General features: G+C 57.0%; 21 protein-coding genes. 15 read left to right on the forward strand and 6 right to left on the reverse strand.

Features of this window, described 5'->3' with window-relative positions; translation table 11 throughout:
- Window positions 1-133: 133 nt before the first annotated feature.
- From AC2FGB_RS00650 to AC2FGB_RS00670, 5 genes are all read left to right on the forward strand, one after another.
- Window positions 134-745 carry a TetR/AcrR family transcriptional regulator gene (locus AC2FGB_RS00650; protein ID WP_496688518.1) on the forward strand — a complete coding sequence of 204 codons (612 nt, stop codon included), beginning with the start codon at window positions 134-136 and terminating at the stop codon, window positions 743-745.
- A 126-nt stretch (window positions 746-871) separates the two neighbouring features.
- Window positions 872-1867: a tRNA dihydrouridine(20/20a) synthase DusA gene (gene dusA, locus AC2FGB_RS00655; RefSeq protein ID WP_496688516.1), complete on the forward strand. Its 996-nt coding sequence runs from the start codon at window positions 872-874 to the stop codon at window positions 1865-1867.
- 38 nt (window positions 1868-1905) lie between these two features.
- On the forward strand, window positions 1906-2730 hold the full coding sequence (locus AC2FGB_RS00660; RefSeq protein WP_142633025.1) for a sulfite exporter TauE/SafE family protein: 825 nt from the start codon (window positions 1906-1908) through the stop codon (window positions 2728-2730).
- A gap of 23 nt (window positions 2731-2753) precedes the next feature.
- Window positions 2754-3509: a phytanoyl-CoA dioxygenase family protein gene (locus tag AC2FGB_RS00665; RefSeq protein ID WP_246097119.1), complete on the forward strand. Its 756-nt coding sequence runs from the start codon at window positions 2754-2756 to the stop codon at window positions 3507-3509.
- A gap of 35 nt (window positions 3510-3544) precedes the next feature.
- Window positions 3545-4273, forward strand: a complete 729-nt coding sequence (locus AC2FGB_RS00670; protein WP_142633029.1) for a SpoIIAA family protein — start codon at window positions 3545-3547, stop codon at window positions 4271-4273.
- 257 nt (window positions 4274-4530) lie between these two features.
- Here the strand turns inward: AC2FGB_RS00670 and AC2FGB_RS00675 are convergent, their stop codons facing one another.
- The 3 genes from AC2FGB_RS00675 to ccmI are packed head-to-tail and all read right to left on the reverse strand — an operon-like array spanning window position 4531 to window position 6465.
- Window positions 4531-4764, reverse strand: a complete 234-nt coding sequence (locus AC2FGB_RS00675) for a DUF1289 domain-containing protein (protein WP_142633031.1) — start codon at window positions 4762-4764, stop codon at window positions 4531-4533.
- A gap of 16 nt (window positions 4765-4780) precedes the next feature.
- A complete protein-coding gene (gene ruvX / locus AC2FGB_RS00680) occupies window positions 4781-5245 on the reverse strand; it encodes a Holliday junction resolvase RuvX (protein WP_271947775.1) in 465 nt (154 codons plus the stop codon).
- Window positions 5242-6465 carry a c-type cytochrome biogenesis protein CcmI gene (gene ccmI / locus AC2FGB_RS00685; RefSeq protein ID WP_496693376.1) on the reverse strand — a complete coding sequence of 408 codons (1224 nt, stop codon included), beginning with the start codon at window positions 6463-6465 and terminating at the stop codon, window positions 5242-5244. The genes ruvX and ccmI overlap by 4 nt, the downstream gene beginning before the upstream one ends.
- Before the next feature lie 195 nt (window positions 6466-6660).
- Between ccmI and AC2FGB_RS00690 the strand changes: the two genes are divergently transcribed.
- The 4 genes from AC2FGB_RS00690 (at window position 6661) to AC2FGB_RS00705 (ending at window position 11940) form a co-directional block, all read left to right on the forward strand.
- Window positions 6661-7905: a sarcosine oxidase subunit beta family protein gene (locus tag AC2FGB_RS00690; protein WP_271947765.1), complete on the forward strand. Its 1245-nt coding sequence runs from the start codon at window positions 6661-6663 to the stop codon at window positions 7903-7905.
- Between the two features lie 88 nt (window positions 7906-7993).
- Window positions 7994-8323 (forward strand): sarcosine oxidase subunit delta, encoded by a 330-nt coding sequence (locus AC2FGB_RS00695; protein ID WP_142633040.1) that lies wholly within the window; start codon window positions 7994-7996, stop codon window positions 8321-8323.
- A 43-nt stretch (window positions 8324-8366) separates the two neighbouring features.
- Window positions 8367-11381, forward strand: a complete 3015-nt coding sequence (locus AC2FGB_RS00700; protein ID WP_496688510.1) for a sarcosine oxidase subunit alpha family protein — start codon at window positions 8367-8369, stop codon at window positions 11379-11381.
- Window positions 11374-11940 (forward strand): sarcosine oxidase subunit gamma, encoded by a 567-nt coding sequence (locus AC2FGB_RS00705; RefSeq protein WP_281971888.1) that lies wholly within the window; start codon window positions 11374-11376, stop codon window positions 11938-11940. Before AC2FGB_RS00700 ends, AC2FGB_RS00705 begins: the two co-directional genes overlap by 8 nt.
- Window positions 11941-12000: 60 nt before the next feature.
- On the opposite strand, the gene AC2FGB_RS00710 is transcribed toward AC2FGB_RS00705, so the two are convergent.
- Entirely contained in the window at window positions 12001-12396 is a 396-nt protein-coding gene (locus AC2FGB_RS00710; protein WP_142633046.1) for a hypothetical protein, read from the reverse strand.
- A gap of 100 nt (window positions 12397-12496) precedes the next feature.
- Window positions 12497-13258 (reverse strand): FkbM family methyltransferase, encoded by a 762-nt coding sequence (locus AC2FGB_RS00715; RefSeq protein WP_281971889.1) that lies wholly within the window; start codon window positions 13256-13258, stop codon window positions 12497-12499.
- A 101-nt stretch (window positions 13259-13359) separates the two neighbouring features.
- On the opposite strand from AC2FGB_RS00715, the gene AC2FGB_RS00720 reads away from it, so the two are divergent.
- The 3 genes from AC2FGB_RS00720 to AC2FGB_RS00730 all read left to right on the forward strand — a co-directional run bounded on the left by AC2FGB_RS00720 (window position 13360) and on the right by AC2FGB_RS00730 (window position 15506).
- A complete protein-coding gene (locus AC2FGB_RS00720) occupies window positions 13360-13959 on the forward strand; it encodes a superoxide dismutase (protein WP_142633050.1) in 600 nt (199 codons plus the stop codon).
- A gap of 4 nt (window positions 13960-13963) precedes the next feature.
- The gene (locus AC2FGB_RS00725; RefSeq protein WP_246097120.1) at window positions 13964-14845 is read left to right on the forward strand and encodes a metallophosphoesterase; all 882 of its coding nucleotides are present in this window, start codon (window positions 13964-13966) and stop codon (window positions 14843-14845) included.
- A gap of 208 nt (window positions 14846-15053) precedes the next feature.
- Window positions 15054-15506, forward strand: coding sequence for a host attachment family protein (locus AC2FGB_RS00730; protein WP_142633052.1), 453 nt, complete (start codon window positions 15054-15056; stop codon window positions 15504-15506).
- Between the two features lie 36 nt (window positions 15507-15542).
- Here AC2FGB_RS00730 and AC2FGB_RS00735 read toward each other — a convergent pair whose 3' ends face one another.
- On the reverse strand, window positions 15543-16106 hold the full coding sequence (locus tag AC2FGB_RS00735) for an LOG family protein (RefSeq protein ID WP_281994432.1): 564 nt from the start codon (window positions 16104-16106) through the stop codon (window positions 15543-15545).
- Between the two features lie 126 nt (window positions 16107-16232).
- Here AC2FGB_RS00735 and AC2FGB_RS00740 point away from each other — a divergent pair, with 126 nt between their 5' ends.
- From AC2FGB_RS00740 to AC2FGB_RS00750, 3 genes are all read left to right on the forward strand, one after another.
- Window positions 16233-17486, forward strand: coding sequence for a LysM peptidoglycan-binding domain-containing protein (locus AC2FGB_RS00740; RefSeq protein ID WP_496693377.1), 1254 nt, complete (start codon window positions 16233-16235; stop codon window positions 17484-17486).
- 77 nt (window positions 17487-17563) lie between these two features.
- Window positions 17564-19369 (forward strand): ABCB family ABC transporter ATP-binding protein/permease, encoded by a 1806-nt coding sequence (locus AC2FGB_RS00745; protein ID WP_142633058.1) that lies wholly within the window; start codon window positions 17564-17566, stop codon window positions 19367-19369.
- A 51-nt stretch (window positions 19370-19420) separates the two neighbouring features.
- Complete coding sequence (locus AC2FGB_RS00750) at window positions 19421-19825, forward strand: DUF2147 domain-containing protein (protein ID WP_142633060.1); 405 nt, start codon at window positions 19421-19423, stop codon at window positions 19823-19825.
- Window positions 19826-19857: the final 32 nt, after the last annotated feature.

The following is a 19857-nucleotide window of genomic DNA, read 5'->3' on the forward strand; positions in this document are numbered from 1 at the left end:
GATCTCCTGTTGGGCTGGTTACCTGAATCGGTAAACTGGCGAGTTTACCTTAGGCAGGGGGCAGGGCATTGTAAACCCGAGAGTTTACCTAGCGTTTGACCGGCTCGTGTCAAAGGGTCTATAGCTTTGGAGCATGAATGACCTCAGCGCACCGAAAGCATTAAAGCATGCCCAGATCATCGAGGCTGCCGTAGCTGAATTCCAGGAAAAGGGGTTCTCGGCGGCCAGTATGGATCGGATCTCGGCACGGGCCGAGGTCTCCAAGCGCACACTGTACAAGTATTTCGAAAGTAAGGAAAACCTGTTCCGCTCGATCGTGGTTGAGCTGTCGAACCGCTTCTCTGAGGTGTTGGATATCAGATACGAAAAGGGCCGGGATATCCAAGAGCAACTGACCGATCTGGCCTGGGCCGAGGGACGCATTCTCATGTCACCCGAGGTGATGGCGATGTCGCGTATGGTGATCAGCGAAACCTTGCGCAATCCCGACCTTGCGGTCGCCGCGCAGGGCAAATTGGACAAAACTGCCATCTTCTCGGCCATGCTTAAAGATGCGGCAGAGGATGGTCAGCTACGCATCGATAACCCCGACATCGCGGGTCGTGAATTCATCGGATTGATCAAGAGCAGGGCATTCTGGCCCATGGTTTTTTGCGGGACCGTACTTAGTCAGGACGAAATGTCTGATACCATTCAGCGCAGCGTCGAAATGATGATTTGCCGGTACGGTGTCGACAATCGGTAACGCGGTTGGCAGACACAAGGACGGCCCCTTTCGAATATGCTAAACCCCGGGCTGCCCGATTCGAGGGGCAGGAATTTGCGGTTTCGATCCGTCTGATTGGATACCGGGTGCGACGAGGACTCAGCATTGAATGACAAGGTAAGACAAGCCGCACGCCTGAGCGTCGCCCCTATGATGGATTGGACGGACAGGCATTGTCGTTATCTGCATCGGTTGCTGAGCACCGAGGCGCTGCTGTACACTGAAATGGTAACAGCGCCTGCGTTAGTTCGGGGTGGTGCGCTGCATTTGCTGGACCACAACCCGCAGGAGCATCCCGTGGCCCTGCAACTGGGCGGGTCGAACCCTCAGGAATTGGCACAAGCGGCCCGGTTGGGGGCGGATGCTGGTTATGATGAGATCAATCTGAATTGTGGCTGCCCGTCTGATCGAGTGCAATCTGGCACTTTTGGTGCGGTGCTGATGAAATCCCCTGACCGCGTTGCGGATTGTGTTGCCGCAATGCGCGAAGCCGTGGACGTAGATGTCACGGTCAAATGCCGCATTGGAGTCGACGACCAACAGCCCGAAGACATTTTGCCTGAGTTTCTGAGCCAGATCAGGCAAGCGGGATGCTCTCGGGTCACAATTCACGCGCGCAAAGCCTGGCTGCAAGGGCTCAGCCCCAAGGAAAACCGGGATATACCGCCTTTGGATTATGATCTCGTGCATCGGATGAAGGCGGAATTCCCGGATATGCACATCTCTATAAATGGTGGCATTGCTGATCTGGAACAGGCGCGCGGGCATCTGGATGCAGGGCTGGATGGTGTGATGATCGGGCGGGCTGCGTATCATCAGCCGTCAGATGTTCTGTCCACAGCGGATCCTGTGATTTTTGGGGTCGGTCAGGCCGCCGACCCGTTTGCTGTTGTCCGGAAAATGGTGCCTTATATCGAATGCCATCTTGCTGGCGGAGGGCGCTTGCACCAGATTACGCGACATATGCTTGGCCTGTTCGCAGGACGGCCGGGTGCGCGGGCTTGGCGACGGACCCTGTCTGAAGGTGCAGTGCATGACGGGGCGGGCCCCGAGGTTATGTTGCAGGCACTGGATCATGTCGCGCCTCTGACCGAGGCCTGAATGGTGGCAATACGGCAAAAGGTCGGTTGGGGGGAATGATGCCCGAAGTAATGTTGCTTGCTCAGATGCTGGTTCTTCTGCTGGTGATCGGAGCGCTGGCAGGCGTTTTGGCGGGTCTGTTGGGTGTCGGCGGAGGCATCGTGCTGGTCCCTGCTTTTTTCTATGCGTTTCAGACCCTTGGGTATGGCGGCCCGCAGTTGATGCAGCTGTGCCTCGCCACCTCACTGGCAACGATTATCGTAACCTCACTACGGTCGGTTCTGGCACATAACAAAAAGGGTGCCGTTGATTGGGATATCCTGAGCAGTTGGGGTCCGGGCATCGCCATCGGTGCGGTGTTGGGCGTGATGGTGGCATCCGCTCTTCGGACCGAGGCATTGCAGGCCCTGTTCGGTGTATTGGGTATGGTGATTGGTGCCTATCTTGGTCTGGGTAAATCCGAATGGCGGCTTGGAGACGCCATGCCCAAGGGCCTGAAACGCGCTCTCCTGTCGCCCTCGGTCGGCTTCCTATCCGTTCTGATGGGTATCGGCGGCGGCAGCTTTGGCGTGCCGTTAATGAGCTTGTTCAACACGCCAATTCACCGGGCTGTCGCCACGGCGGCCGGGTTTGGCGTGATCATCGCTGTGCCCTCGGTCATGGGGTTCCTGTTTCTCGAAATTGCCCCTGAACACCGCCCGCCCTTTACCATCGGCGCCGTCAATCTGATTGCCTTTGGGATTGTGGTCGCCATGACCATGATCACTGCGCCCTGGGGCGTAAAGTTGGCCCATGCGATGGATCCAAAGCCGCTCAAGCGGATATTCGCGGTCTTCCTGACTCTGGTCGCCCTGAATATGTTGCGCAAGGCGTTGGGTTTTTGAGTTCTTTCGAGGAAAAGGGTTGGGTGAAATTTCCCCACGACCGGGCTATTCTGGACTGGGTATCTTATGCGCTGCCTGCAGCACGCGCTGCTGCGACGGATCCGGAATTCGCGCATTGGATGGACTGTGAAGGGACCTGGTTCATTGGGGTCGACGCGCTGAACAACGACACCGAGGGCAGGGTCCAGGGGTCCCCGGTTCTGACCGGGGCCGTCATGGATTTCATAGTGTCGCGTTATGGGTCGTTGCCGTTGCACAAAGCCCAGGTCTCGGTCATTTACCCCGGCTACCCGTTGCCCCGACGCGGAGAGGGCGAGGCTGCTGCCCAGTATCGAGCAAAGCGGGATGCGGCCCATGTGGATGGTTTACGCCCGTCCGGCCCGGACAGGCGCCGCAGGGTCGAGGAACCGCATGCGTGGATTCTGGGCATTCCATTGACCGATGCCAGCGCGAATGCGTCCCCGATGGTTCTTTGGGAAGGTAGCCACAAGATCATGCAGGCTGCATTTGCGGATGCACTTGAAGACAAGCGCCCGGACACTCTGGATCAGGTGGACATAACAGATGTTTATCAGGCTGCCCGTCGTGAGGTCTTTGATACTTGCCGTCGCATCGTACTGCCCGCACGTCCGGGCGAGGCCTATCTGCTGCACCGCCACTGCCTGCACGGGGTAGCGCCATGGGGCAGCGGGGCTGAGGCTGGGTCGGATGGCCGGATGATCGCCTATTTTCGGCCTGAATGCGCTGGCGGTGTGGCCGAATGGATCAAATCCTCCTAACGTTCTGTCATTATACAGATTTGGAGGATTTTTTGATGATTGCTGTCCACAAAAACTCTGACGGAGCATTGATTGAAATCGAGCTTTCCGGCGAAGTGACAGGTACGGACTATTCCACAACATTGATCCCGGCGATTGAGGCCGCACTGGCCGAACACGATACAGTGCGGTTGTTGGCGATCGTGCAGCCAGAGTTCAAAGGGTACGATCTGAATGCGGTTTGGTCGGATACAAAATTGGGCCTCAGCCACTGGCGCGGCTTTGACCGAATTGGAGTGGTGGCGGATCAGGGTTGGGTTCAGACCAGTATCCGGCTTGCGGCTCCGCTTTTCCCTTGCCCTGTGCAGGTATTCGATCACGCGAATATTGAAGAAGCGCGCCGATGGTTGCGCGAATCTCTGGGCTCTATTCACGTTATGGATCTGGGCGGCCCCTGCGTGCAGGTCAGCCTGATGGGAAAACTCGACCCTGACGAATTCAAAAAGGCCGAAACCGATCTGGACTACATTTTGCAGGAGAAACAGGGGTTTCGCCTGCTGATTGATCTGTCCAAGTTTGACGGATGGCAAGGCCTTACGGCGCTTGCCTCGCATTTTCGGCTGGCCCGGGGGCATATTGGTAATCTGGATCGGGCAGCGGTTGTTGGCGACAAAGCCTGGCAACATCTGGCCCAACGGGTGGCCAGCCACATCCTTGGCACACGCACTCAGTTCTTTCCCGCCGAGGAAATTCAGAACGCCAAAACATGGCTTGCGTCTGGGTAGAAACGCAGCGGCTTGAGCCTGCTGTGACATTTACGTCAGGGCACAGAAATATCAGCGAGGATTTTTCTTGATCGATTGGTCAAAAAAGACGTACACAGATCGAACTCCTCTGCCGAACCACTGCAGAGGATCGATTGTTGAAACGCGCCGCTGTGGGTTGCCACTCACTCACCAGCTGTCAACGAACTTGACCCCCTCGTAGTTCAGACCAGCCCGCAGCGGTGCAGATTCAGCAATCACATCCTTTTGTGGAAATCTCAGGCCTTGTTGAGCCGCCCCGCCCGGCCGCCGCGCCGTTTGGCAAGCAGCGGTTTGCGAGACGGTAGGTCTGCCATGATATCGGCGCGCTCAGAGCTGTCCATTTTCGACCAGCGAGAGATTTCGTCGATCGTGCGGTAGCAACCGGTACAAATACGCTCGGTCGGGTGCACAACGCAGATCTGGATGCACGGGCTTTCGACCTCGTTCCTTTTCCAAACCATGTTCGACATCAGCGTTTTCCGATCCTTAAAGAAAGCGCATTCTGTCCAGCGCGCCTTGCAGAATATAGCCTGCCGCGACGTGGTCGATAACCTGTCCGCGACGCTTTCGTGTCGTATCCGCCTCAAGCAGTGCCTTTTCTGCCGCAACCGTGCTGAGCCGTTCGTCCCAGAACCCGATCGGAACTTCGGTCAAACGGGACAGGTTTCGGGCAAAGGCACGGGTGGACTGGCAGCGTGGCCCTTCGCTACCATCCATGTTTTTCGGCAGACCCAGTAGGATGCCCCCGATCTCACGGTCGGCTATGATTTCCAGCAGACGGGCAGAATCCAGAGTGAATTTCTTGCGCCTTACGGTCTCCAGCGGGCTAGCAACACCGCGCATCCGGTCCGAGACTGCAACCCCGATAGTCTTTTCTCCCAGATCAAGACCGATCAACGCGCTCATAGGCGCAAGCGAGCCTGCAAATTCCTCAAAAATGTCATGGATCATCGGGTCACCCCAGCCTGAGCTGCTGCCGCACCAAGGATATCCAGTGCGTTGTCATTGTCCGAGAATACGGATTGGGCTTCGGCGTAGATCGCGGTGGCCCGGTCGATGTCGCCAACCACCCCAAGGGCACCGATCAGCCGGGCCCATTCTTCGGGGGAGCCGCCTTCGGTTGCAAGCCTATCTGACAGTTGCTCGACCATGCCAAGGATCATCTCTTGGCGCTCTTGTGCGGTCAGAGATGCAGCGGCCTCGATGTCATCCTCACCGGGGCCTGGGTTCCCTGCTGGTATAGGGGCGGCATTGAACACACCCGCACGAAAGGCCAGATCGTCCATCTGTGCGCGAATGGCCGTTGCCCAGGGGGCATTTGTCGGCGCGCTTCCAAGTGCATCCACCCAGATCCTGTAACCGATATCAGGTCGTCCGACCTGTACCATCATCTGTCCCAGGTAATACAAGGCCGGACCGTGGCGTGGATCACGCTGCAATGACTGTTTCAATGCGTCTTCAGCTTCGGGCGAGATATATCCGTTGGTAGCAAGGATCATCATCTCGGCAAGATGCGAATAGGCATCTGCGGGTGCCGTGTTCCCAGACAGTTCGATCACACGTTGCTGCGCTTTGTAGGCGGCATGGAAGTTACCTGCGTTCGCCTCGTGCTGGGCAAGAAGGATATGTCCTTGTAGGTCATCAGGACGACCGGAAACGGTTTCGCGAAGTTGCCCGAGAAGAGAGGCATAGCTTTCGTCAAGCTGTGGCAGTGGTGCGGGTGGCGTGGCGGCTTCTGCCTCGGCCTGACTGGGGCGCTCTGTGCGCAGAGCATCGGCCTTTTCTAGCCGCAATGACAGGGGCTGATCGGGGAGCCCGGCTGCACCAAGCTTCAGATAAATCCAGGATCCTCCGCCTACCAGGATGGCCGCGACAAATATGGATGCCGTAACCGAGATCCATTTGGAAGGCCCTTGCGGTTCAGACAAAGATTGCATCTGCGCATCAGCCGCAAGAATGCGGCGTGAAATTTCCGTGCGAACTCGCTCGGCATCTGCGTCAGCGATGACACCACGGGCCAGGTCTCGATCTACGCTGGCCAACTGTTCACGATAGACCTGCAAGTCATACGCAGTGGATGGTTCGCGCGTATCTCGCCTACGCAGTATCGAAATCCCAAGAAAAACCGCTATCAGGACGGCGGTGGCTATGATGAGGGCCCAGAAGGTCATGATAACTCCAAGATGGCTGTCCTGACTTAGACCTGTGGCGGGGCGGAAAAAAGGGACAAATGGCCGCGAGGGGGCTTCATGTCGCAATAATAAGGGCGATGTCGCAATAGTGCGATATTATGGCGTTGCACGGCAGGGGCCAAAGGCGGTTACGCGGCATACCTGCGCCAATCACCGAACCGGATGGATTCGCTTATGAAACACTATTCAGCCTTTGCTGTGGCGCGCGAAGCGCTGCGCTATCATACCGGATGGGAACGCGCCTGGCGTTCGCCCGAGCCCAAGAAACGCTATGACGCCATCATTGTGGGGGCGGGTGGCCATGGTCTGGCAACCGCCTATTACCTGGGTAAGAACTATGGCATCCAGAATGTCGCTGTGATCGAAAAAGGCTGGTTGGGCGGTGGTAATACCGGTCGGAACACAACCATCATCCGCTCGAACTATCTGCAGGATCCGTCTGCCGCGATCTATGAAAAGGCGCGCAGCCTTTATGAGGATCTGAGCCAGGACCTGAATTATAACGTCATGTTCAGCCCGCGCGGCGTGATGATGCTGGCGCAGACCCAGCATGAAATCCGCGGCTATCAGCGCACGGCTCATGCGAATGCGCTGCAGGGTGTAAAGACTGAATGGATCACACCTGAACGGGTCAAGGAACTGGTGCCAATCATCAATCTCGAAGGCCCGCGCTATCCGGTTCTGGGTGCGCTGTGGCAGGAACGCGGTGGCACCGCCCGTCACGATGCGGTGGCTTGGGGCTATGCGCGCGCTTGTTCCGCTATGGGCATGGATATCATCCAGCAATGCGAAGTGACCGGGGTTCGGTCACAGGATGGTCGTGTTGTCGGTGTTGACACCACCAAAGGTGCGATCGACTGTGACAAGCTGGGCATCGTGGTTGCGGGCCATTCCGGTCAACTGGCCGAAATGGCGGGCTTCCGTCTGCCGCTTGAGGCGATTGCTCTTCAGGCGCTGGTGTCTGAGCCGATCAAACCCTGCATGGACGTGGTCGTGATGGCCAACACGGTGCATGGCTACATGTCGCAATCCGACAAGGGAGAGATGGTGATCGGTGGCGGCACCGACGGGTTCAACAACTACACCCAACGCGGCAGCTTCCACCATATCGAAGAAACTGTGCGCGCGTTGGTCGAGACCTTCCCGATGATCTCACGTCTGAAAATGCTGCGGCAATGGGGCGGGATCGTGGATATGACCGGCGACCGCTCGCCCATCCTGTCAAAAACACCCCTGGGGAACTGTTTCATCAACGGTGGCTGGGGCACCGGTGGCTTCAAGGCCATTCCGGGGTCCGGCTGGGGCATGGCACAGCTGATGGCCACGGGTCATTCACCGCTGACCGAGGCGTTCTCGTTGGATCGTTTCAAAGAAGGCCGCTTCATCGACGAAAGCGTCGCGGCCGGGGTGGCGCACTGATGGAGATTTTTCGGCGAAAAATCTCGCGCACCCGTTACTTAGATTTCGCATGCAGCATGGTCTCGCCTGCTGCCGAGAGGATGAACATATGCTGATCCTGAATTGCCCCTATTGCGGTGTCGATGCCGAAGAAACCGAACTGGCCGCCGGTGGCGAGGCGCATCTGAAGCGTTTCGGTCCGGGCTCATCAGATGGTGATTTCCACGATTACCTGTTCATGCGTGAAAACCCTAAAGGCGTTCATTTCGAACGCTGGCGCCATGCGAATGGATGCGGCAAGTGGTTCCACGCGGCGCGCTGCACGCAAACGCTCGAAGTTTTCGGCACCTACTCTGCCCAGGTGTTTGAGCCGCCCAAAGAAATTCGCGAGGCGATTACCGCCAAGCGCCCTGGCTGGACGTGGAGAGAATACAAATGATCCGCGCCACCACCCGTAATTCCGCCTGCGAAAGGTCCGCATCATGAGCACCCGTCTCGCAAATCAAGGCCGGCTGATTGACCGGTCGAAACAGGTCACATTCTCCTTCAACGGCACTTCGATGCAGGGCTACGAAGGCGACACGCTTGCCTCGGCCTTGCTGGCTAATGATCAGATGATGATGGGCCGGTCGTTCAAGTATCACCGCCCACGTGGTGTTGTCGCCAGTGGTGCGGAAGAACCCAACGCTCTGGTCGGTCTGGGGCAGGGCAATCGGTTCGAGCCGAACCAGCGCGCCACCACGACCGAGCTGTTCAACGGTCTGACCTCGATCTCTCAGAACCACTGGCCGAACCTGGAATTTGATATCGGTGCGATCAATACGCACCTGTCGCGGTTCTTGCCGGCTGGCTTCTATTACAAGATGTTCATTCATCCCAAGCCGTTCTGGAAACATGTCTACGAGCCGTTCATCCGCCAATCTGCCGGTCTGGGCAAAGCCCCCGACAAGGACAGCCGTGATGCGGATACCTATGAGCATTTCTACAACTTCGTCGATGTGTTGGTGATCGGTGGCGGCGTGGCCGGTTTGCAGGCTGCCAAAGTGGCCGCTCAGTCCGGTGCAAAGGTCATGTTGATTGAGCAGACCGCGCATTGGGGTGGCCGTGCCCCAGTTGATGGCGGCACAATCAATGATGAGCCTGTGGATAAGTTTGTGGAACAAATTGTTTCCGAACTTGAAACAATGGGCAACGTCATCTTGCGCAACCGCTGCATGGGTGCAGGGGTCTATGACCATGGCTATGTGCTGGGCTATGAACGCCTGACAGACCACAAGCCTGGTGCACAGGGCCCGCGCCATCGTCTCTGGCGTATTCGGGCGAAACAGGTCGTGACTGCTACCGGTGCGATTGAGCGTCCGTTGTCTTTTGCGGGTAATGATGTGCCGGGTGTCATGCTGGCCTCGGCCATGCGGGATTATGTCGTGAACTGGGGTGTGACACCCGGTGAAAAGGTGATTGTGGCCACCAATAATGACGACGCCTACCGGACTGCGATCACCTTGAAACAGGCCGGTGTCGATATCTTGCGTGTGGTTGACGCAAGGGCTACCTCCGGCCCTCTGGCTGAAGAGGCGCGCCAACTGGGTATCCGCGTCGATGTGGGCAAGGCCATTGCCAAAGTCAAAGGCGGCAAACGCGTCAAGAAAGTTGCCATCTGCAATCAGGACGGCATCGGTGGCGCCCGTGAAGAGGTGGAATGCGATGCGGTTGCGATGTCGGGCGGTTGGTCTCCGGTCGTGCATATGTGGTCGCACTGCGGCGGCAAGCTGATCTGGGACGATGCCAATGCGCATTTCCGGCCGGATCCTGCGCGACCCCCGCTTGGGGCCGATGGCGAAGGGTTCGTCGTAGCCGCCGGGGCATCGAATGGCCCGATGGCGCTGGGCGATGTGCTGGCCGATGCCGATGCAGCCGGTAAGGCCGCAGCCAAAGCGGCTGGATTCAAAACCAAACGCACCAAAGCGCCTGTCGGGGAAACTACGTCAGAGGCACCTATGGCTGCGGTCTGGTTGATGCCTGCGAACGCGGATATTCAACTGCGGATGAAGTCCTGGCTGGACTTCCAAAACGACGTCAAAGTTTCGGACGTGCAACTTGCTGCGCGTGAGGGGTATGAGAGCGTTGAACATACCAAGCGTTACACCACTCTGGGCATGGCAACCGATCAGGGTAAACTGAGTAACATCAACGGATTGGCGATCCTAGCTGATGCGTTGGACTCCGAAATCCCGAAGGTTGGAACAACAACGTTCCGCCCGCCTTACACCCCAATTTCAATGGCATCTATCGGCGGTGAGGCACGTGGTGAGGTGTTCCAGCCAATCCGTCAAACCCCGATGCACAACTGGCACGACAAGAACGGCGCCGATTGGGAGCCGGTCGGCCACTGGCGCCGGACTTATGCCTATGTTCGTCCGGGTGAATCCGTGCATGACGCCGTGAACCGTGAGGTGAAAAATACCCGCGAGAACCTCGGCCTGCTGGATGCCTCGACCTTGGGCAAGCTGATCGTCAAAGGGCCGGACGCAGGCAAGTTCCTGGACATGATGTACACCAACATGATGTCTACTCTGAAGGTCGGCAAATGCCGCTATGGCCTGATGTGTTCCGAGAATGGCTTTCTGATCGACGACGGTGTTGTTGCCAGGATCGACGAAGACACATGGTTGTGCCACACCACCACCGGCGGGGCCGAACGTATCCACGGTCACATGGAAGAATGGCTGCAAACCGAATGGTGGGACTGGAAAGTCTATGTTGCCAACGTGACCGAGCAATATGCGCAGGTCGCCGTTGTTGGCCCCAACGCCCGCAAGGTGCTTGAAAAGCTCGGCGGCATGGATGTGTCGAAAGAGGCGCTGCCCTTCATGGAGTGGCGCGATGGCAAGATCGGCGACTTTGATTGCCGGGCTTATCGCATCTCGTTCTCGGGTGAGCTGTCGTACGAGATCGCCGTCCCTGCATCACAAGGGCAGGCCTTCTGGAATGCGCTGATGGATGCAGGCAAGGAATTCGGCGTGATGCCCTATGGCACTGAATGTCTGCACATACTGCGGGCCGAGAAGGGCTTTATCATGATCGGCGACGAAACCGATGGAACCGTGATCCCGCAGGATCTGGGGCTGCATTGGGCGCTTTCGAAAAAGAAAGAGGATTACCTCGGCAAACGTGCCCATTTGCGCAGCCATATGGCCGATCCCGAGCGTTGGAAACTGGTGGGTCTTGAGACTGTGGATGGTTCTGTCATCCCGGATGGGGCTTACGCAGTGGGAGAGGGCGTCAACGCCAACGGTCAGCGCAACATGATCGGTCGTGTGACCTCAACCTATTATTCGGCCAATCTGGGCAAAGGCATCGCCATGGGCTTGATCAAGCATGGTCCTGACCGCATGGGCGAGATTGTCGAGTTCCCGGGCACCGATGGCAAATCCTACAAAGCAAAGATCGTGGATCCGATCTTCTTCGACAAGGACGGGGAGAAGCAGAATGTCTGAACCCATCAGCGCACTGAACCACGCCAGCTATGAGGGCATCGCCAAGGTTGAAGAATGCGGCCTGCAGGGCATGATCACCCTGCGCGGCGACCTGTCCGACAAGGTTCTGGTGAAGGCCGTCAAAGACGCCACCGGCCAGAAAGTACCCGGCCAGCGCGAGGCATTTGTCGACGGAGACAGCGGTGTTTGCTGGATGTCCACCGACGAATTGCTTGTGCTTGTCCCATATGCCGAGGTCGAGGCCAAACTGGCCGCGATGACCAACGCGCTAAGCGGTGTGCATGCCCTGGCGGTCAACGTCTCGGATGCCCGCGCGGTGTTCAGCATCTCGGGCTCGAACGCTCGCGAAGTTCTGGGCAAACTGGCCCCGGTAGATCTGTCGGCTGACGCCTTCCAACCCGGCCAAATCCGCCGCTCGCGCTTGGCGCAGGTTGCCGGTGCGTTCTGGCTGGATGACGCCGAAACTCTCCGCGTCGTCTGCTTCCGGTCAACCGCAGACTACGTGTTCAAACTGTTGAAGGTCGCAGCGCAGCCGGGCAGTGAGGTCGGGGTTTATTAGGTTCCGAAGCTAGGAAAAAAAGCCCCGGATTTTCCGGGGCTTTTGCGGTTTAACCGAAGCTTAACCATCGATCACTTTGCATTTGCCTTGCCCTGAAGGCTTGTTGACAAAGTTGGCATTCACCCAGTTGCCTCTCAGTTTCACGGTGTTGTCAGAAGGGTCAATGCGGGCCGTGTAATTTACCCGGACTTTTTGGCCGCCAAACTCTGTCAACTCAACGCGCCAATCCAGCTTGTAACGCTTCTTTCTATCAATTTTCAGCTTAGCGGACTGCATTTCGTTGTGCCCGCTGGCTGTTTGCGCACTAACGCCGTCCTTATCAATAACAAAGATATAGCGGGGCGCGACCCACCCGGTTCCGTCGCGGTCGCGAACGGCACAATCGTAAGTAATTGTTTCCGCCGCCGCTGCCTGTGCAAAAACGGTAAAAATGGATGCTAAGAAAAGATATTTCATGGTTCCTCGTTTAATCGGTCTATCCAGAAGGGAAGACACCAAACAACGCGAGAGTTTCGAGCGCATATGCAACTAATGCACGAAAAAAATTCTGCACATTCTATTCACGCAACACAACGGCGCGATACCGCTTCAACTCTTGAGGTTGCAGCAATTCTTCGACCTTTAGTGGGTGCCCGTTTTCGTCTTGAATTTCAGTGTAGAAGGCAAGGCTTTCTAAGAGTTGAGATGTCCGTATAAGCCGGTCTTCCTCGGCCAGAAGGGGCGAGTGGAGCGAAATATACAGGGCCGGGCGATGCTTTTTCAGAAAGGGCAAAAGGCTCGGCAGAACCGCAAATTCCGCCCCTTCGATATCCATCTTGACCAAGGAGACACGGGACAGGTCATTTACGGCCTCGAACTGATCCCACTCGATGGTCAATGCATCTGTCCCATGCACCCCGTCATGCAACAGTGAACTGGTGGAATCCCCGGGTTCACCGCGAACGGATGCCATACGGGCCACGCCGAATTGATCCGACAATGCGACGCCAAATGCCGAAACATTGCGAATGTCGTTCAGGTCCAGATTCCACGCCAGATGCCGAAACGCGGTGGGGTCTGGTTCGAAACACCAGACGTGGCGGGCTTTGCGGGCACCGTACAGCACCGTTGGGCCGATCCATGCCCCGATGTCCAGATAGTCGCTGTCCGGCGTTAGATATCTATCCAGCACGGCAAAAGTCTCGGGCTCCCACGCGCCGGCCGAGGCCTTGCGCCAGAACTTCGAGTGGTAGGGATCCAGCCGGAAAGGCTCGCCATTCAGGCTGCCCGCATAGTATCCGCGGGCGCGGTAAAACATCTTGCGCGCCTGAGTTAGCATCGCGGACCTCCGGGTTTTATGATCTCTGCCCTTGACCTGCGGCACTTGCCAAAGCATTTAACCTTGGGAACCGCAACTTACATTTTAAACAGGGGGCCGAGATGGCTTTTGAACTTCCTGATCTTCCTTATGCACACGACGCGCTGGCAGCCAAGGGCATGTCCGCCGAAACATTGGAATTTCACCACGACCTGCACCACAAGGCCTATGTCGACAACGGCAACAAGCTGATCGCTGGTACCGAGTGGGACGGCAAGTCGCTGGAAGAGATCATCACCGGCACCTACGACGCAAATGCCGTCGCGCAAAACGGCATCTTCAACAACATCAGTCAGCTTTGGAACCACAACCAGTTCTGGGAGATGATGGGCCCCGGCGACAACGCCATGCCTGGCGAGCTGGAAAAGGCGCTGGTCGAATGCTTTGGCTCGGTTGACGAGTTCAAGTCGCAGTTCAGCGCGGCTGGTGCCGGTCAGTTCGGTTCGGGCTGGGCGTGGCTGGTCAAGAATGCGGACGGTTCGCTGGCCGTGACCAAGACCGAAAACGGCGTGAACCCGCTGTGCTTTGGCCAGACTGCTCTGTTGGGCTGCGACGTGTGGGAGCATTCATATTACATAGACTTCCGCAACAAGCGTCCGGTGTACCTGTCGAACTTCCTCGACAATCTGGTGAACTGGGAAAACGTCGCTTCGCGGATGTGATCCAGTGACCCGTAGAGGGTTCATAAAGGGCCTGCTGGCAGTGATGCTGGCAGGCCTTTTTGCTGCCACGTATGGTTTCTTCATCGAACCCGCGCTGCGCCTGCGTGTTCGTAAGTGGCGGATCCGGCGCGCGGACTGGACCGCACCGCCGCTGCGGATCGCGGTGCTGGCTGATCTGCATGTTGGTGAGCCCTATGTGGGGTTGAAAAGAGTCCAGCAGATCGTTCGGCGCACAAACGCTCTGTCACCTGACCTTATCCTGCTGTTGGGGGACTATGCCGCCGGGCACAGGATAAATTTACAACCGGTTAAAATTGCCGATCTGGCGCCGGTGTTGTCCGGGTTGCAGGCAAAGCATGGTGTCTATGCGGTTCTGGGAAATCACGATTGGTGGGATGACCGGTCAGCCCAAAAGCGCAGGGGCGGGCCGAATCTGTACGGCGATGCGCTGAGACGGAATGGTATCCGGGTGCTTTCAAACGAGGCCTTCAAACTGGATGGTGCCGGGATTTGGCTTGCAGGCCTCGAAGATCAGTTGGCGATTTATACGGGCAATGGTCGATACCAAGGGCTGGATGACCTGCCTGCGACGCTTGGGCAGATCACGGATGATGCCCCGGTGGTGATGATGGCGCATGAACCGGATATCTTCCCCAAAGTTCCCGATCGCGTGGCCCTGACCCTGTCAGGTCATACTCATGGAGGGCAGGTACGGCTGTTTGGCTGGTCGCCGGTGGTGCCCTCGAAATTCGGCAATCGCTATGCCTATGGTCACGTGCGCGAAGGCAATCGTGATCTGGTCGTGTCCGGGGGTATCGGATGTTCGATCCTGCCCGTGCGTTTTGGTGTAACGCCCGAAATTACGGTAATCGAACTGTTCTCCTAACCGGTGAAAACCCGCCTATAGCCGCAGTTTCGCGGTCCGGCCGGATTGTAAGACGGCGCGCAGTGCTTACTTTAAGTGTGGCGGAGGAGAGAGCCGCAAATCACTTGAAAAAATTCCAGGCGGCGCAGCGAAAAACAAAGTTGCGCAAATGGTTAGCCGTGCCTGAAAGATGAGGGATGGTCTCAGAAAACCAAATCAGGAGATCACAATGGTCGCATTAACGCAGGGAACATGGATTGTCATCGCCGACGGGGAAAAGGCGCTGTTCATGGAGAATATCACGGATGCCGAAGACCCCAATCTGGTGGTTGTCTCGGTCGAAGAAAGCGATGTCCCAAACGCTAGGCCCTCTGATCGGGCGGGGCGGCGCTCTGACAATGGGCCCAATCAGAAATCTGCCGTTGAAGAACCCAAGTGGAAATCGCAGGCCAAGTCTCTGTTCGTGCAGGATGTGGCAAATCTGTTGAATCGCAAAGGTTTGAAGGGCGCATATAAACGCCTGGTTTTGGTCGCCAGCCCCCATGTTCTGGGCCTTCTGCGTCGCCGCCTGCACAGCGAAGTCTTAAGGAAAGTGGTTGCAGAGGTTGATAAGACCCTGACCAACCACCCGCTGAACAAAGTGGAACAGGTTCTGATCAGCCGTCTAAAACCAGCCAGTTGAGTATCCGGCGATCTGCGGACGGACCATACTGCCCGACTAGCCCTTATGCGGGACCAGCATCGCCCTCAGTGTCGACATAGCCGTTTCCGGGCTGTCGACCCACGTTATGAAATCGGCCAGAGATGTGTCCGCAAATCCCTGGCCGATGACCTGCTGCACAAGATCATGAAGGGCATCCCAATATCCATCAACATTCATGACCAGAATGGGTTTGTCGTGCAGACCCAACTGTCGCCATGTCAGGGCTTCGAACAATTCGTCCAGTGAACCCGGACCACCCGGCAGGACGACCACGGCATCGGCGTTCATGATCATGACCTTTTTCCGCTCGTGCATCGTTTCGGTAATCACGAAACGGGTCAGGTCGGTCTTGCCGACCTCGCGCTTTAACAGGTGAACGGGAATTACGCCGAATGTGTCGCCTCCGGCGGATTGCGCTGCGCGCGCAACTTCGCCCATCAGGCCCACATCGCCAGCACCATAGACCAGTCGCCAGTCCTCCTGCGCCAGAAGCTGGCCAAAGGACCGGGCGGCGTCGGAATAGCTGGTTTGGGCGCCATTGCGTGACCCGCAATACACACAGACGGATTTCTGAGACATCGGGAGGGTTCTCCGGGGTTGTATCTGGGGTTTTGACCCGTGATAGCGGTATTGATAGATTGGCTCAACCGTCAGGCAGATTGCGTTGCAGATAAGGCATTTGCGCTGCGGTGTGAAAGGAAGAGTATGGATTCCAATTCGGGTAGCGAAGGCTCCGGATCTTTCACCTGGGGGGTGATCGCCGGTTTGCTGGTTCTGTTAGGCGCAGGCGGCGCGTATTTTTCCGGCGCGTTTGATCGCACACCTCTGGACCCAGCGCCGCAAACAGATGTGGCCGAGGATGCGTCAGAGAACACCTCTGTAGCTTCCGACACAGGGGATGCCCCGCAGACCGACGATACGGATACGGAAACGATAGAAGCCGAGGCGTCGACAGAAGGGGCGGACGAAACTGCTGAACCGGTAGCGGATGTTGCCGAAGTTGCACCTCCGGCCCTTGACCAGATCTTCGTCGAGCCTGATGGGAATGCGGTTCTGTCTGGTAACGCAGAGCCCGGCGTTGAGGTGCGAGTGTTGCTGGATGGCGAAACACTGCACAGCTTTACCGTCGATGACAGTGGCCAGTTTGCAGAATTCGTGTCCATTCCGTTTTCCACCGCCGCACGCGGTCTGACGCTGGAATCCGATGGGGTCGATCAACCTGTACGCTCTGACGACTATCTGATTGCTGCATTGCCCGAACCTGAACCAGAGGTCGCATCAGTCGATACTGCAGAAACCACCCCAGCCGACGAATCCGCAAGCGGCGATGAAACCGAGGCGGGGCAGGTCGCTCAAACCGGCGACGTATCTTCTGAAGAAACGGCAGATTCCACGCAAGGACAACAGGTTGCGATCCTGCGATCGGGGGAAGACGGGGTCGAGCTTGTCCAACCTGCGACGCCTCAGAGCACCGAACCTGATCAGGTTGCGTTGGATACGATCGGGTATTCAGACACGGGTGAGGTCGAGCTGACCGGCCGCGTGGCTGATGGTTCCGCGGTACGCGTGTACCTGGACAACCAACTGGTCGCCGATATGCAGCCCACGGATGATGGAAAATGGCGCAGCGAGATCGAAGGCATTGATCCCGGTGTGTATACGCTGCGTGTGGATGAGGTTGCCTCGGACGGCACGGTTAAAAGCCGTCTGGAAACCCCGTTCAAGCGTGAGCCTCTAGAAGTTCTGAGCGTGGCCGAAGTGGACGATGGGCCTGCACCCTCTCAGGAAACACCGGCCATCCGTTCGGTTACAGTACAAAAGGGTGATACGCTTTGGGCTATCTCTCGGGAACGATTTGGCGATGGTGTCTTGTATGTCAAACTGTTCGAGGCCAATCGAGGCGCGATCCGCGACCCGGATCTGATCTATCCGGGGCAGGTATTCACCATTCCGGAATAATCCTGTACCTCTGACCTTCCGGGGTCAGGGGCACTCTCTGACCGCAGTTCCGGTACGTGAAGAGACGAGTAGCCCCGATGAATTCCGACAATATCCCAAAATTGGACGCGCGCAGCTCTGGCTGGCGTACAATCCGGAAAGTTGCGCCTTATCTCTGGCCCGAGGATGAGCCCTGGGTTAAGCGCCGCGTTCTGATTGCTATGGGCATGTTGGTTCTGGCCAAGTTGATCGCGGTCTACACCCCGATTTTGTACAAAGGCGCGGTTGATAGCCTGGCGGGCGAGGGCGTTCCCCCCGTTGCGTTGGGTGCTGTTGGGTTGACGGTGGCATATGGTGTCGCGCGCATGATGACTGTTGGTTTGCAGCAGTTGCGGGATGCGGCCTTTGCTCCTGTCGGGCAGCGGGCATTGCGCGCACTGGCATTGGAAACTTTCCAGCATATCCACCAGTTGTCGATGCGCTATCACGTGACGCGGCGCACGGGCGGTCTGAGCCGTATTATCGAGCGCGGCGTAAAAGGGGTCGAGTTCCTCTTGCGTTTCCTGCTGTTTTCCATCGGGCCTTTGATCCTTGAACTGCTGCTTGTTGCGATCATTCTGATGTGGCTGTTTGATGTCTGGTATCTGGTGGTCGTCGCGGCAACGATCGCGCTGTATATCTGGTTCACATTTGCGGTGACCGAGTGGCGCGTGAAACTGCGCCGCGAGATGAATGATCAGGATACCGAGGCGAACCAGCGCGCCATCGACAGCCTGCTGAATTTTGAAACCGTCAAGTATTTCAATGCCGAAACGCGTGAAGCTGAACGGTATGATGTGTCAATGAAAGCCTATGCGGGGGCGGCTCTCAAGACTGCGTATTCTCTGGCGTTTCTAAATTTCGGGCAGTCCTTTCTGATCACCTGCGGATTGATCGGTGTGATGGTCTTGGCAGCCATTGGGGTGCAGGCCGGGACGCTGACCGTGGGCGATTTCGTTATGGTCAACGCCTATATGATCCAGATTACCGTACCGCTGAATTTTTTGGGTACGGTGTATCGGGAAATCCGCCAATCTCTGGTCGATATGGGCCAGATGTTTGACCTGTTGGAACAACCCGCCGAAGTGGTCGACAAGACCGATGCACCGGATCTGGATGTAACAGGGGGTGAGGTTACCTTGCATGATGTACAATTCGGATATGATGCTGAGCGGGAAATTCTCAAAGGTGTTTCCCTAACCATTCCTGCGGGCCAAACCGTAGCGATTGTGGGTGCGACGGGGTCGGGTAAATCCACCATCGGTCGGTTGCTGTTCCGGTTCTACGATGTCACCGGGGGTGCGCTGAAAATTGATGGGCAGGATGTGCGCGACGTCACGCAGACCAGCCTGCACGCGGCAATCGGAGTGGTGCCGCAGGATACCGTGCTGTTTAACGATACCATTCGCTATAACATTGCCTATGGACGCGACGGGGCCACGCAGGAAGATGTCGAAGCCGCCGCCCGGGCTGCCCAGATCCACGATTTCATAGTCACGTTGCCCGAAGGCTATGACACCACAGTCGGTGAGCGCGGGCTAAAGCTGTCGGGTGGGGAAAAGCAGCGGGTCGGTATTGCCAGAACGCTGCTGAAAAACCCGCCAATCCTTTTGCTGGACGAGGCGACATCGGCGCTGGACACAGATACCGAACAAGACATCAAGGATGCTTTGGCCCATGCGGGCGAGGGGCGTACGGTTCTGACGATTGCCCATCGCCTGAGCACAATCGCCGAGGCAGACAGTATTGTAGTGCTAGAGCGTGGCAAAATCCTGGAGCAAGGCACGCATGATGAATTGCTGAAACGTGAGGGGCGTTATGCCCAGCTTTGGAATCGCCAGCAATCGGATATGCAGGCGGCCTGATAGGCGGCCCAAACTATGTTACACTACAGATCACGCATCTGAGGTATTGTTATGCATAAATATTTCCGCAAGTTCATTGTGCCAGCCATAGCGGCAATTGCCACACTTACACCGGTCTATGCGCTTGGAGACCCCATCATCGGAATTTGGAAGACCGAGCCGGACCGGAAGAACCTCGTCTCTGACATCAAAATTACAGCCTGCGGTGACAAGTTCTGTGGTCAGATTTTATCTGCATATGACGCCAGCGGAAAAGCAGTACAGACGCCGAATATCGGAAAGAAACTGTTCTGGGATGTCGGCAGCCAAGGCGGTGGCAAATATGGCGGGGGTGAATTCTGGGTACCGTTAGTGGATGTTGATGCAGTTCCGCAGATGACGCTGAAGGGTGACACTCTGATGGTCAAAGGGTGTGAACATCACATTTGTGCGCATCAAACCTGGACGCGCGAGTAAAACAGGGCTGGATTGCCCAACCCTGTTGCTCT

The organism is Ruegeria sp. CDSC021 (assembly GCF_059610845.1).